Origin of the sequence: Marinobacter sp. LV10MA510-1 (assembly GCF_002563885.1) — a bacterium.
GTDB lineage: Bacteria > Pseudomonadota > Gammaproteobacteria > Pseudomonadales > Oleiphilaceae > Marinobacter.
Genome location: NZ_PDJA01000001.1, coordinates 1,727,202 through 1,741,390 on the forward strand (window position 1 = coordinate 1,727,202; position 14,189 = coordinate 1,741,390).

Annotated in this window: 11 protein-coding genes, 1 tRNA gene and 2 pseudogenes; 1 reads left to right on the forward strand and 13 read right to left on the reverse strand. The window is 54.7% G+C overall.

Features of this window, described 5'->3' with window-relative positions; genetic code table 11:
• Positions 1-10 precede the first annotated feature (10 nt).
• Complete coding sequence (locus ATI45_RS08285) at positions 11-766, reverse strand: amino acid ABC transporter substrate-binding protein (RefSeq protein WP_098419072.1); 756 nt, start codon at positions 764-766, stop codon at positions 11-13.
• A gap of 186 nt (positions 767-952) precedes the next feature.
• On the opposite strand from ATI45_RS08285, the gene ATI45_RS08290 reads away from it, so the two are divergent.
• Complete coding sequence (locus ATI45_RS08290; protein WP_098419073.1) at positions 953-1,981, forward strand: M23 family metallopeptidase; 1,029 nt, start codon at positions 953-955, stop codon at positions 1,979-1,981.
• A gap of 258 nt (positions 1,982-2,239) precedes the next feature.
• On the opposite strand, the gene ATI45_RS08295 is transcribed toward ATI45_RS08290, so the two are convergent.
• The 12 genes and pseudogenes from ATI45_RS08295 to fixJ form a co-directional block, all read right to left on the reverse strand.
• Complete coding sequence (locus ATI45_RS08295; protein ID WP_098419074.1) at positions 2,240-2,806, reverse strand: PIN domain-containing protein; 567 nt, start codon at positions 2,804-2,806, stop codon at positions 2,240-2,242.
• Between the two features lie 6 nt (positions 2,807-2,812).
• A complete protein-coding gene (locus ATI45_RS08300; protein ID WP_098419075.1) occupies positions 2,813-3,265 on the reverse strand; it encodes a helix-turn-helix domain-containing protein in 453 nt (150 codons plus the stop codon).
• 140 nt (positions 3,266-3,405) lie between these two features.
• The gene (locus ATI45_RS08305) at positions 3,406-3,708 is read right to left on the reverse strand and encodes a helix-turn-helix domain-containing protein (RefSeq protein ID WP_098419076.1); all 303 of its coding nucleotides are present in this window, start codon (positions 3,706-3,708) and stop codon (positions 3,406-3,408) included.
• A 1-nt stretch (position 3,709) separates the two neighbouring features.
• Positions 3,710-4,062: pseudogene (locus ATI45_RS08310) on the reverse strand (type II toxin-antitoxin system RelE/ParE family toxin).
• A 197-nt stretch (positions 4,063-4,259) separates the two neighbouring features.
• Complete coding sequence (locus tag ATI45_RS08315) at positions 4,260-5,282, reverse strand: hypothetical protein (RefSeq protein ID WP_098419077.1); 1,023 nt, start codon at positions 5,280-5,282, stop codon at positions 4,260-4,262.
• Positions 5,279-8,464, reverse strand: coding sequence for a hypothetical protein (locus tag ATI45_RS08320; protein WP_143751148.1), 3,186 nt, complete (start codon positions 8,462-8,464; stop codon positions 5,279-5,281). Before ATI45_RS08320 ends, ATI45_RS08315 begins: the two co-directional genes overlap by 4 nt.
• Positions 8,422-8,766 carry a hypothetical protein gene (locus tag ATI45_RS08325; protein WP_098419079.1) on the reverse strand — a complete coding sequence of 115 codons (345 nt, stop codon included), beginning with the start codon at positions 8,764-8,766 and terminating at the stop codon, positions 8,422-8,424. Before ATI45_RS08325 ends, ATI45_RS08320 begins: the two co-directional genes overlap by 43 nt.
• A gap of 38 nt (positions 8,767-8,804) precedes the next feature.
• Positions 8,805-9,332, reverse strand: a complete 528-nt coding sequence (locus ATI45_RS08330) for a DUF4123 domain-containing protein (protein ID WP_098419080.1) — start codon at positions 9,330-9,332, stop codon at positions 8,805-8,807.
• Positions 9,333-9,350: 18 nt separating this feature from the next.
• A pseudogene (locus tag ATI45_RS08335) lies at positions 9,351-11,523 on the reverse strand (type VI secretion system Vgr family protein).
• 194 nt (positions 11,524-11,717) lie between these two features.
• Positions 11,718-11,794: transfer RNA gene (locus tag ATI45_RS08340), tRNA-Asp, on the reverse strand.
• 148 nt (positions 11,795-11,942) lie between these two features.
• On the reverse strand, positions 11,943-13,502 hold the full coding sequence (locus ATI45_RS08345; protein ID WP_098419081.1) for a response regulator: 1,560 nt from the start codon (positions 13,500-13,502) through the stop codon (positions 11,943-11,945).
• Positions 13,503-13,547: 45 nt separating this feature from the next.
• Entirely contained in the window at positions 13,548-14,174 is a 627-nt protein-coding gene (gene fixJ / locus ATI45_RS08350) for a response regulator FixJ (protein ID WP_098419082.1), read from the reverse strand.
• Positions 14,175-14,189 lie beyond the last annotated feature (15 nt).

The window sequence follows — 14,189 nt, forward strand, 5'->3', positions numbered from 1 at the left end:
GTGGTGCCTATCATGGCTGGGTGATGTCAGTGCCGAACCATTTTTCGGAAATGGACGCCAGAGTGCCGTTTTCCCGCAGCGTTTTCAGGGCTTTATTAACCTCGTCTCGCAGGGCCCGACCTGTTTCTGTGTCCTGGAACGGATAGGCGTTGGTGATTTGTGAGAAGGGCTTACCGGCCAGTGCCAGCGGCAGGGGTTTGTCTTTGATGATCTGACTGGCGCTGACCCGATCCATCACAAAGGCATCCACGCGGCCCAGGGCGGTATCGCGCTGAATATTGCTCTCGTAGGTTTTGATGTTGATCTGGTCGGCGTAAGGCAGTTCACGCAACAGTGTTTCGAAATTAGAGCCGAGATTCACCGCGACCGTTTTGCCTTTGAGATCCTCGACATCCTGAACCTCGGTATTACCTTCTTTAACGACTACTTGAGCGCCGTCGTAAACGTAGGGTTCACTAAAAACATACGCCTGCTGCCGTTCTTCGGTGATGGTGATCTGATTGGCGACGGTATCGATTCGCCCGGTTCCCAGCATGCCAAACAGCCCCGAGAAATTCGCAGTCTGGAAGATGATCTCGCGCCCCATCTCCTTACCCAGGGCGTTCATGATATCTACCTCAAAGCCTTTGAGTTCGTCTTGTTCCACGAAGGTAAACGGGAAATATTGCCCGGACATGCCCACTCTCATTGGGTCTTCCTGAGCGAACAATTGCGGGCTGAACATGAGCGATAAAGCCATGAGTGAGTTAACTAGCCAAAATTTCATAACGTCTCCTGAGTTTTTTGCCCGTGCGTCAATTATGGGCCGGACCGTAAGTGAGCCATCGCCCAACATACAAGAAATGGGCAGCAAAATCTTTGTGGGAATTATGGATGCTGCTCAACCACACCAATTCCATTGTAGACTTTGTCATGATGAATGACCTAAGACGACAACGCGGTGAGGATTGGTATGGGTGACACTATTAGCAATCCCCTGATGAAGCCATGGAAGCGAGGCATGCGGCCATGGCTACTCTTTATTCTGCTAATTGCGCTGGTTGCTCTTCTTATTGTTCGTGATGACCTGCGACAAGACGCAGCTGAAAGCGGCGAAACCGCAGTCCGTTACCTCGCCTTCGAGAAGCTGGGCTGGTCACCGAGAGAGGTCTTTGTCTGGCGTTTGCGCCTGGCGGGACTGCTGGACAGCCCGCTGGGGCAGGAATGGACCGGGGCCGTTGAGCGGGCGAGTGACAAGCCTGTGCGAGTTGGCGATCAGTACCGCACCTCTGAATTCTTTGCGGATGACCAGATTGAGGCGCACGTTTATCAAGTCACGCTTGAGCGGGGAGAATTGCTGATCTGGCAACTTAGCCGTCAGGATATGTCCGAGAGTCGGTTGTACGCCAGCGTGGAACGGCACGACAGCGACGGCCAGGGCTGGCCAAACGTCGCGTACCTGGAGGCAGATGGCGCAACCAAGAGCCACGTTGTGTCTTCATCGGGCGACTACCGCATCGTTCTTCAGCCGGAGTTGTTCGCCGGGGTGGCGTATTCGCTGGCCCTCGCTCATGGCGGCTCCTTGCCGTTTCCTGTAGTGGCCGCATCCCAGCGCGATATAGGCAGCCGCTTTGGCGCACCTCGCGATGGCGGTGCCCGGGAGCATCATGGCGTGGACATATTTGCCAAAAGAGGAACGCCGATTAAAGCGGTCACGGATGGCCATGTTAGGACCGGCACAGGAGGCATTGGCGGCAATCACGTGTGGCTATCGGGTGGTTTGCTGGGACTGGGCGGTGCCCGCTACTACTACTACGCCCATCTGGATTCATTCGAAATTGAATCCGGCGACAGGGTTAAAAAAGGCGAGATACTGGGATACGTGGGCAACACCGGTAACGCCAGAACGACGCCACCGCATCTGCACTTTGGAATATACTCAGGCGGCCCGATTGATCCGGCGCCTTTTCTGAAACCGGAACCGGTGTTGCCTGATCGATGATGGCTGATTGGCAGGTTTGTTTTAACAGCGGCAATTACAGTTCCACCGCATCATTCACGCCTTCATCGTCGTCGTATTCTTCCGACCGGATTTCAAGCAGTTCTTCCTGGTAGTCATTCATTTCTACGCTCCGTCTCTGTTTTTTTACAGCATGGGGCGTGATTGTTACCGGCTGATGACGGAAAACTGGAGTAAGCAGCGTGTGATTAGCTTGGTAGCCTAATCGTTAATACAGCTCGAAATGGTGCAGCTCCAGGGTCACAGAAAGTCGATATATTCTTTGAGTCTTGAAACTGTTTGGGGCAGCTGCTGCTTTTGCAACGTTTTCAGCAGGGTATCAACATCTACGTCAGGATTTCTCAGGGCCATTCGCTGATTGTGAATAGCTTTACAGCAAACCGTTGGGGCCATGTCGATCTGATAAAGGATAAAATCGTCGGGATGAATGGCGTCAATGCCATAAGGATTTAATAACGCCTTCGGAAAGTCTTTCAGATTAAAAGTTACGATTGCGTTGGCACTGCAGCGTATGGCTGCCGCCAACACATGTCTGTCATTAGGATCAGGTAGTTCAAGACTGTCGATAAGCGATTCATAACCATAAACTTTTGCGTCGCGAACGTGACGATCCATTAGGTCCCTTGTACGCTCTAAAGATTCACGGGAGTGTTTTTGAGCTCGCAGCAACGCATTGATCCACTCATTATGAATATGATCGCTCCAATGCGCTTTAAACAAATCAGTCAGTGCAAGGCGCATAAGCGTATCTCGTAAAGGTGCTGGATACAGCACGCACGCATCATACACAACCGTGAACTTACTCATAAGCCACTAATACCCCATGCCTTCTTTTTGCGAAAGTTGCGCCAACTCGTCTAACGCCAAAGATCGCTGGTTATCTGTTTTTTCTTTGAAGGCTAAAACGTCTTGCAGTTTTACGCGCCGATGAGCACCTACTTTACCGAAGGGAATCTCACCGTCCTCAAGCAGCCGGACAAGAAACGGACGACTTACATTCAGCAGGTTGGCTGCGTCTTGCGTGCTGATCTCCTGGTGATACGGAATCAAGCTTATGGCGTTGCCCTGAGATATTTCCGAAAGCACGTCCAGCAGGATTTGCAGCACATGCCCGGGCAACACTAATTCATCAGATTCCCCGTTGCTGCCGCGAAGAGAGAGATTTACTCGATCCACATCGGCGTATTTGGATAAAGTACGACTAGAGAGTTTTGCTTGCTCTACTTCTACCGGTGTAGGTAAGTGAACAATTTTTTGCGCAGACATCGAATGCCTCCTAATACTAGATAGTTAAAGCGCAGTGGCGCCTTGATCCAAGTATACACAGTGCAAACGAAATAAACGAAACGCCGCGATTTCCCGCTTGACCTCGATCGCCGGGAAGAAGCCTTTGGTCAGGTCTGACGTCAGAGCGGAATAGCGTGACGGGTTCCGTCTGGCAGCTCAATGTCTAAGCTAACTTTGGCGCCAGCGCCTTCCACATATCGCTTAACCGAAGACAGTTTCAAATCTTTTCCAAGCTTCTCCATGCTGGCGATTGTAGGCTGAGTGACGCCCATGGCTTCTGCCATATCATTTTGCGTTTTTTGCAGTAACACGCGAACTTCAGCCAGGTGGATTTTCAGTAGAATGCCTTCCGCCTTAGCTTGTGCTCGCTTTACGACGTCCGGCTTTTCGCTCGCCAAAAGCGTGTCCAGAGAATGTGCCATATCATTTACCTCGTTGGAGCTCGTCCAGATGCGCTGAAAATTCGCGGTCGGCCACGGAAACCATGTCTTCATAAAAACGCTTTTCTTTACCAATCTTTTCTCCGGCGCAAAGAATGATACCTGCCCGAGTTGGATCAAACGCAAAGAATGCTCGAATTGGATTCCCCTTGCTCTGAACTCTTAGTTCTTTCATGTTGCTGTGTGCAGACCCGTATACACTGTCGGCATAAGGCCTTGATAGCATCGGCCCTTTCGCTTGCAGAACTAATTTTCTGCCAAGACGTTTTCCCGATCGGTATCATCAAGACTCATGTACCACTCATCGAATTTTTTTGTTGTTTTAATCTGCCACATAAAACACCTGAATTATAGATCGCAGACTATATAGATTGCAATCGATATCAAGGCATGACTCGCTGCTATTTTCTTGGACGACCAAGTGTATATAGTTAGTCATTAGCTACTCCTTGCTGCGGGCGCACAGAATCCATTCTGTGCAGGGCGGTTCTAGTTTGGCGAAAATAGATCTGTTCCGGCTTGTACGTTCAGGACTAGCGCCATAAGTGATTGGCCAGATCGGTCCGGTTTTCGCGCTTGATGGCTTCGTAGTCTTCTTCGTTCATAGTGCGCCAGTATAAGGGGTCTCGTCCTTTCTTCTCGTCTTGGGCGCGGGTGGTGAGGTCCAACTGACGATGGGCTTCGAACAGGGGAATATCCGGCAGCGACTTGGTCACGTCCATGTACTGGCGAATCAGGTCCCAATAGGCCAGCACGTCTTCGCGGTTGGTGGTGGCGGCGAGAAGCTGGTTCATGGGCAGGGCCCATTCCTGAGTCTTGTGGACCAGAACCAGCCGGTACCAGATATTGCCCTGATGATCCGGCAGACTCAGCAGGTAGCCGTCCCATTCATGAAAAGGGGCCTGCCCCCGGATTTCTCCTGACTGGTCTTTCTTTTCCGGGTTTTTGAACAAGGTCACCATGCCGGTGCGGCGGTTAAGCTCCCAGAGAGGGCCTTTGGGTTCCTGGTAGACTAGTTTGGGGTATTTTTTCTCGAGGAAGCGGCCGATACCCCAGCAGAGGAGCATGGGTAGGAAAAAATAAGCCAGGAAAGGGAAGATGCCATCCCAGAAATACTTTTGAAAATTCATGTATTCTGGCAATTGGGTCCAACCGAATACGATGACCAGTAAAAAAATCGGAAATAACCAAGTGAACAATATCCGCCCTCCGTGCTGCATCCACAGCAGAGCCCAGCTTACTTTGGGCAGAGTGGCGTAGCGTATGCTGTCGCCATTGATCCATCCAACCGGGTTAAACGGCTCGCCCCCGGCCTCAGCCTCAGTTTTAAAGCGACCAAGATTCTCTTCGTCCTCCCTGACTTCCTGGGGCCCCCAAGTTTTGAGAAAGTTCGGGGGGTAAACACCGGACAATTTTCCCTTCGGCAGCGACGGCCCCATGGTCCAGCTTTTGCGGAACAATGTGCTCTGTTGGCTGGGCTCCGCAAATTCCGGGGATTTACGGTTGCTACGGTAGGCGGTGGGCGCGTAGTCGAAGTCGTCCTGAACGGCAGTCATGTGCCTTCCTCCGCTTTATGGGTCTGTTCATCCGCCCAAAAAAGCTGATCGGTTTCACTGAAGTCTGGTTTGCCGTGTACCGCCAGATCGAAGGTGACCGGGTCGTGCAGCTCTGGAGCGGGGAACACCAGGTTGCGAGAGCCTTGACCGTAGTCCCAACTGCTGTGCCATTGAGCCCGGACCAGCACCTCGCTGGTTTTTACACCCTCCTGGCCCCGGAAGTTCTTGAATGTCACCCGAGGCGGTAGGGCCAGGTAGTAGACCTTGCCACCAGGCAAGGACTGCTCCAGCACGACCCTTGGCTGTTCCTGCAAGATTTTCCGTTGGGTTTTCGGACCACGCTGCGTGGGCTTGCGGGTGACCTGCACCGGACGCATGGCGACGGTCAGGCTGGCCTCGTTTAGCATGGCGGTCGCATTGTTTTCCACTCTTACCACCGTGTTGATTTTTGCAAACTCGCTGTCCTGGCGAGGGTCTATGGTGTACCCCTGACCTGCCAGTTTGGCTGACATGTTGTGGGCCGTCTCGATGGTAATACGAGGACTGGCTAACAAGTCCACCAGCCGGTAGTACGTTTCTTGCGGGTTGTTGGCCAGGTGAAGATAGGCATCATCCTGTTCTGGCCCGAACGGTCCACGCTTTAGCCAGTCTACCAAGGGCGGGTCGTCCAGCACTATTGCAAGTAACCCGGCCCCGATAGCCAGGGTGGCACCGGTCACCACCCAGCCCCAGGGACCCAGACCCAGCAGTATGGGAGCTATGCCCGCTTCGGTCATTTTCGCCATCATCAGGCCGCCCATTAGCATCATGCCGCCTCCGACGGCTGAGGCCCCGTAAGCTGCAGCGGCATCCATATCGCCGGTATCCCACTCGTGGGCCATGTCCAGTAATGACACCGACATGGTGAGCCCGGCTGTGACGATGCCCCCGAGCATGCGTTTTGTTACTATTTCTGGAATTGCGCGGGCCAAAGAAGGTAGCGCTCTTTGAAAGACTGGATTGGTGGTTTGGAAGGCTTTCTCGCTAAGCTTTGGCAACACATTCCCCCAGATCTTGAGATCCATGCTTAGCCGCTCAGCAGCAATGGTGCCTGCAAAAAATAGATCCAATCCTGCACTTACAACTCCGAATCCCGCACGAGTTAGACCTTTCTGAGCCTCGACTTTTCTCAACAAACTGAGTTCACTCCAAATATTATGTCCCTCAAACACCAGCACCAAATAAGGCACCCTTATCCGGCTAAAAAGTTCATCCCACCGTTTCAGCCTGCGCATATCCCGCTGAGCTCGAACCACCTCGGAGGTCTCGGGAGCGGCGTATACATGCATCCGCCGGGCTTCGGCGGTGTCGGCCAGATCGGGGATAGCGGATTTTCGGGTACTGGCCAGGGGGTTGCCGTCAGCATTCAGGTATTCTCCGTAGAAGCGCCGGTGGCCATTGGCTTTGTGGGTGTATTCCCGGTCTGTTTCTGTTAACCCCATGTCCAGGCCGGACGCCGGGTCGCGCAGCCCGAGGATAATCCAGCCCTGTGGGACGGCATTGCGGGCGACCATCTGGACACTTCCCAACAGAGCGGGGTCGCGCGCCTTGGCCATCCGTAGCAGGGGGCCGTAAAGTCGGCTCTCGAGCCTGTAAGTCTGGGACTGCAGCCGGTTGGCCAGTGCCCGGACATGCTTGTCGATCCCGTCCAGGATAGCGCCAACGGCGGCCATCCATCGCTTGAGCTCTGAGGACAGATCGATGGCATCGGTTTTTACCAGACCTGCCAGTGCTGCAGATGTGAGGGTCTGTACTTCGTCCGGTTGCGTTAGCTGGTCGGGCAACTGCTCCAGGTCGGCAGGCCGGCAGCGACCATCGCCACACTCTGCCCGGTTCCCGCTCTCGGTGGCTGCGCTGCCCACTTCATCTGACTGCTCCGGCGGGAACAGCATGGCGTGCAAGGGCTGATCACTGCCGTCTCCAACAATTTTCAGGACCAGATCGTTGGCGTCCCGCACTTGGGCTTCGCTGGTGGGGGCCGAACGCGCGAGGTGATCGCAACTGTTGGGGTCTAAGGCCAGGACATGGAACAGATCCCGCGTGAGGGCAAAACCCTCGATATAGTCGGCACCGGAAAGGCTGAACAGGTCTGCCATGGCGACCTGATTATCGGTTTGCCGGACCAGGTCCACCAATTGTTTCTGGGCTCCGGCCAGCTCCTCCCTCGCAAGCTGGCGTTGGGCTGTCAGAAGGTGGGCGTGCAGAGGGCTGAAGCGGCTGGTGTCAATCTCTTCCAGGTACCGGTGCAGGGGATTGGCCTGGCCCCCCAGTCGCTCGGGCCCCATCAGCCGGTAGACTACCTGAGCACTGTCGCTATGGGGCTTCTGCCCTATCGCTTCCAGCAGGCTGGTTAAAAACCGCTGGGCTTCCAGTGCTTCGATCAGGCAATGCCGCAGGCGGAACAGGCGGTCTTTCAGGATAATGCCGCCATAACCCTTCTCCCGCGGGGCGGAAAGAATGTCCTCAGTGGATTCCAGTGTTTGCCAGAGGGAATTTTCTTCAGCACCGGATGTTTCATCCATGAAGGCCGCTGCTCGCGCTGCGGGCGCTCGCCTTAGGGGAGCGTCCCGGTAACGCGCGGCTTCCCAGGGTTTCGGCAGATGCTGCTCCAGATAGGGCTCCCGGAGCCTCATTTCAGGAAGTTGTAACAGGGAAATCAGGTGACCGGGCGTCTGCCGATCGCTCAGTTGCGAGGCGACCTCCGGCGCTGGCTCCGGCCCCTTTAACCCTTGACACCTTTCGGCCCGAGCCGAATCAGAAGTCTCTAGATAAGCAACACGCCGCGAGGACCACTGTACTTCAGAGAACGCCATCTGGAATTCACAAAGATGAGATCGATTCATTTCGCTGACCGGCATCCAGATGGCCTGTTGAGGCTTTCCTATGGCTGGTCGCCGATTTTCTGTCAGACAAGATTCGTCGCTGTTTCGGTAATCCGTCAGACGAATATCCAGAAACTCCATTGTTCTCGAATCGGAGTAGCGAACTTCCAGCTCCCGCCAGAGACGCCCCTTTCTGAATACGTAAATAAAGCCCGGGCGCACAGGTACCAAATGTTCGTTCGGGTGACCGGGCTCGGGCTCGGGATCGTGAATGAGTGTCAGGGGAACCAGCGGCAGGATACGATTCCACTGTTTTTCCATTTGCCTTTCGGTGGCGGAAACCGCGGCACCCGCACAGGAGCGCCCTCCTCTGCATCAATATCCAACCAAATATTCCTTGCAGGCTGGGCCTTCCATGGCCAGACATGCAGCAAGCTGTTGCCGGGCTCATCCAGTGAAACCTGGTTCTCCAGCCACTCCTGCTGTTCGTTGTTACGCTGGTCAAAGATCCGGAACGAATGCCCCTCTGCGGAACTTTTCCCAATCACCTCGATGATCAACGATTCGCCTTCGCAGGCCGGGCCACAGCTTCCTGCTGTCTGGGTAGACGTGGTTTCAGACATCCCTGTGATTCCTTTCCCTTAAAACAATAAATTCATGGTCAGGCGCTGGCGTCATTCAGTGCCAGCCACTGTTGCTCGTTCAGTGTCGGCATCGGTGACATGGCAATCGGCTCCGGGTTTTCATCTATTACCCAGCGCTGCTGACCGGGCTTGCCGTGCCAGTACAAAGCACGCTCAATTATATTGGCCTTCGGCTTTGATTTTACCGCCAAGCGGTGCCAGATTTTTGGGTCGTAGAGCCGCAAAAGCCCTTTCCGGTTGCCGTCGAAACACACGGTCAGCCGGGCTCTTAACCAACTGGCTACAGCATCCAGGCCCTGTGTAGACTCTAAAAGTAAACCGCTCAATCTTTCTTCTTCAAGGCCCATCAATGCCCAGCGATATTCTTCGCTGTTCTGTGCCGTTTCCAACAGAACCGGGCTTTCATCCAGGTAGGTTTGCCACTCGCTGTCCGCAAACAGATAAACCCATCGAGGATTATCGGAAATATTGTAGAGCGCCTGAAGCAACGTCTTTTTCTGCCGGGATTCCAGAACCAGATAGCGCGCATCGGTTGAGCTAATCATGGTGTACGACCTCTCCATTTATAGCTGCTGCGCTCGACCACACGGGCAATTGCTCAAGGGGCAAGAGCCGTCTGGCCGTTCCTGACACTGCTCCACCACCGCAGACCTGTTCATTCTTGCCTGCTTCAATCGATGGGCAACTATTGGTTTTGGTTTGGCATTCGGCCGCTGGCCAACATCCGCCAACTGCACAGGTGCCACCGCCCCACCGGCGTTCATTTTGATCGCAGCACCGCCCATAGACACGCCACTGGGGTCGATCTTCACAAAGCTGCCGCCGGCTTTGAGGTGCAGTGTGCCGGTTACGCTAAAGCTGTGGTCTTTGCCTGTGCGCTCGCGCTTTTCTCCGCCTATGGTTTCGTGTTTGTTGGCTTTGACGTGGCTTATCCGGGTTTTCTCTATGGTCAGGTGGCTGTCAGAGTTGATGACTTCGGTGCGGTTGTTTTCGGTGAGCAGGTCCAGATTTTTCTGAGCGTGAATATAAACCTGCTGTTTATCGGCTTCGTCTTCAAAGCGTAATTCGTTGCTGCCCTCGCCCTTGTGGGTGCGAGTTTTCAGGAAGGTGCAGGTTTTGTGTTGCGGCAGGGCGTAAGGCGGCATGCTGGTGGCGTTGTAAGTGCAGCCGGTGATGATGGGCTGATCCGGGTCGCCATCCAGGAAGGAGACGATGACTTCGTTTCCGATTCTGGGCAGGGCCATAAAGCCGTATTGACCACCAGCCCAACCTTGACTGACCCGGAGCCAGGCGCTGCTGTGTTGGTTATTCGCGCTGCTTTCGGCGTTGCCGGATAGCGGCCGCCGGTCCCAGGGGAAACGGACTTTTACCCGGCCGTGTTGGTCGCAGTGGATTTCTTCGCCCTCTGGGCCTGTGACTATGGCCACTTGTGGCCCGTTCATTACGGGTCGGGGACGGGAGCGAGATTGGGGACGGATTTGAAATCCGTCCCCATCGGGCAGATCGGAGACAGGTCGGGGACGGATTTGAAATCCGTCCCCTTGAGATAGATCAGGGACAGCAACATCGGGGACAGATTTCAAATCTGTCCCCTTGGCGGAGTACATCTCGGGTCCAAGGTGGGGACGGATTTGAAATCCGTCCCCTTGGGGTAAATCGGGGCGCCAGGTTTTATTGGCTGGCATGGCGCTGAACGCGTTGTGATAGGTGGTGGGTTCGGCGCCGGCTTCCTGTTCCAATGCCTGAGGCTGTTTGCCGGTATGGGTGACGCTGGTTAGCAGCCAGTCGCGGTTCATGCTCTCGTGATTGTGACTGTTGAACTTAACTTTCGCACCGCAGGTGAAATCTGGCCGGTTGCTGGCGCCAGTGGGTGCTGGCGTCATTTCGCAGTGCATCCAGACGTACCCGGGTAAAGCGCTGGCCGCTTGCGTCGGCTTTGAATCGGCCGGGGTAGTCGAAGTGTTGATAATCCTGGCGTTGGCTTTCGGCGGCTGCATGGTGTTCGTGCGTCATGGCGTAAGCTGGGTTTTTGAAGGTGTAGTCCTTCATCACCACGGCCGAGGCCTTTACCCGCTCTTCAGAGCGCAAGCGAAAGACGGCGGGTTGCCGGCTACTGCCGCCCGCTTTGGCGTTGTATTCCGCGGCGTCCAATCTTGGGGCGTTACCGTGATGGTCTGCAAAAATAACCCTTGGCTGCTGGCTGGCGTCGATGCTGCCGTGACAGTAGCGGTAATGCCAACCTTCTTCCGCCGCCAGGCGTTGGATAAAGGCCAGATCGCTCTCCCGGTGCTGAACGCAGTATTCCCGAACGTCGCCACGGCACTTCAGTTGAAACGCTACAGCGGATATTCCGCGTTCTTGCAGAAGCGTGCTGACGATAAACTCTGTGGTCTGGCCCTGAAAAATACGACTGTTGTACATCAGCTCAAGGCGCCAAAGGGGCGACTGCAGCACGATTTCATAGCGGGTGCGGTGATGGCCGCTGTCACAAATGACAAACTCGCTGACCACACCGGTAAAGCGCCGCAGTGGCTCGCTGTGCTGCCAAATCACCAGGTCAACCGATTGTTCCAGAACATTGCTGGCATCGATATCAGAATCGGTGCTGGCCAATTGCAGACGACCGCAGAACAGCTGTGAGAGGCTTTCTGTTAGCTCGAAACCGACTACGGAGAATACGTCTGACGGAAAGTCACCGACTTGTGCGGTGAACTGCAGTCCATTTGCTTTGGGCATATCTTCAATCCTTGAAGGTATGTGTTTGGGTGATGTTAGTCTATTTTGGGTGCGCGGCGCTGTCGAGCGTGTCGCAAATCATGCGGTAGGGGACAGACTTCAAGTCTGTCCCCGGAGATGAGGGGACGGATTTGAAATCCGTCCCCTGGGAACGAAAAAACCCCAGATTGTTTCCAATCTGGGGTTTTTAAATTTGGCGGAGCGGACGGGACTCGAACCCGCGACCCCCGGCGTGACAGGCCGGTATTCTAACCAACTGAACTACCGCTCCAAGCTGAAACCGCGTGTGCGATCTTTTCAGATTGCTCGGTGACAACGAGGGCGAATTGTATAGATACCCCACTTTATGTCAACGGTTTTTATGAATATTTTTTATTTTACGGCATTCAGATTTCTGGCATGGCTGCCACAGAGCCCGCTCAATCAGACTCAGGCTGGGCAACGACCGCCACGGGCAGCGTGAAGTAAAAACGGGTGCCGCCGTCTACAGGGCGTTCAAAACCAATTTCACCGCCCTGGGCGTGGATCAACGATTGGCAGGTGGTCAGGCCGATGCCCATGCCGTCGCTTTTGGTGGTGTAGAAGGGCAGGAACAGCTTTTCCTCGGCGTCGTCTTGCAGACCAATGCCGTGATCGCGCACCTCGATGCGCACGAAGCCCTGTGCGGTGAGTGTTGCGCTCACCTCCACCGGTACCGCCGAATCAACACTGCGGGTAGCCTCCAGGCCGTTGCGGATCAAGTTAAGGGCTACCTGCTGGACCTGAATCGGATCTGCCAGCACGTCGGGCAGGTTTGGGGCCAGAGTCAGCTCTATTCCGCCTTCGTTATTGCGCATGTCGACTTCCGCGAACTGGCGGGTATCTTCAAGCAAAGCGGCGATAGCGACAATTTCTTTGCCGGTGGCGGGCTTTTTCATAAACCGGCGGATACGGCGGATGATTTCACTGGCCCGATGCGACTGGGCTTCTACTTTGTCCATGGTTTGCTGCAGCAAAACTAAATCCGGCTCTGCTTTGCCCACCAGGCGTTTGGCCACGCGGGCGTAATTGGTAATAGCGGTCAGCGGCTGGTTCACTTCGTGGGCAAAACCTGCGGCCATTTCGCCCATGGTGGTCATGCGCGAGGTATGGGCCAGCTGGTCGCGCTGCTCTTGCACCGTGGCGCGAGCTTCTTCCAGCGCCTGTTCATTGGCCAGTTCTTCGGTAATATCGCGAAACACCACAACGGCGCCGTGCAACTCGTCGGCATCCTGTTTGGGCGATGAACGATATTTTGCCCGAAACGCCGACCGGTCTACGCGCAACATCTGAATATCGCGCTGTGCTTCTGCAATACCATGACGACAGGTGGCCTGAACCGGCAGGGGTTCCTTGTCATCAGCTGCGGGGGCAAAGTGCAGGTCAAAAAAACATTGGCCAACCAGCTCTTCAACCGGCGCATTCATAATCTGGCCGGCAGCAGGGTTGGCAAATTCAATGGTGCCGTTTTCGTCGAGGCCGTAAATGCCCTCGCTGATGGCGTTAAGAATACGGGACTGATCACTTTGTAATTCACGGTTGCGCGCCTGAAGTTCGCGCTCAAGGCGAATAACCCGGGCGTGGGTTTTTACCCTCGCGATCACTTCCTGTGACTGAAACGGCTTGGAAATGTAGTCGGCGCCACCCAGCGAAAACCCTCTTACCTTAGCGCTCAGGTCGTCAAGCGCTGACAAGAAAACCACCGCGCAATCGGCGGTGGCCGGGTCAGCTTTCAAACGCCGGCAGACTTCATAGCCGTCCATTTCCGGCATCATGATGTCCAGCAGAATCACTTCTGGCTGATGACAGTTGGCCAGTTCCAGCGCTTTTCCGCCTCCGTTGGCGATCAGCAGCCGATAGCCTTTGTCTTTCAGAGTCTCATAAAGCACTTTCAGGTTCTGGGGATTGTCATCCACAAGCAGAACCGTTACCTCACGGTTGTCGATGACGGAATCAGTCATATGCAAGAAGCCGGTTACCAAAGTAACCGTATGATGCCGCTCGGATCATCGTGGGTCGATAAGGTTCTTTACTGACAACACCATACGGACCAGATGTGCCAGTGAATGGGTGCCCATCTTGTGCATCACCCGGGAACGGTGAATCTCTACGGTGCGCTGGCTAATTTCCAGCTCTATGGCAATCACCTTGTTGGCCTGACCGGCAATCATACGGTCCATAATTTCGTGTTCGCGGGGAGTCAGGCTTTTTACACGGCGCACAATTTCCTGCTTTTCACCCAGGGTTTTGCGCTGCTGGCGGTCTTGCACCAAGGCAGCTTCAATCTTTTCTAGCAGGGCTTCTTCGCGGTAGGGCTTCTGAATGAAGTCTATGGCGCCTTCTTTCATGGCGTCTACCGCCATGGGAACGTCGCCGTGGCCGGTGACAAAGATAATCGGCAGAATCGAGTGTTTGTCGTTAAGCTTTTTCTGCAGCTCCATGCCATCCATACCCGGCATGCGGATATCCAGCACGATGCAGCCCGCCATGGCGTCAGAATAGCTTTTCAGAAACGCGGTAGCGCTGTCGTAGGTTTTTACCGGTTTGTCGTCTGACTGCAGCAGCAACTCCAGTGAGTCGCGCACCGCTTCGTCGTCTTCAACCACGTATACCGTTTGCTGGATGTCCGTCATGGCGCTGTAATCTCC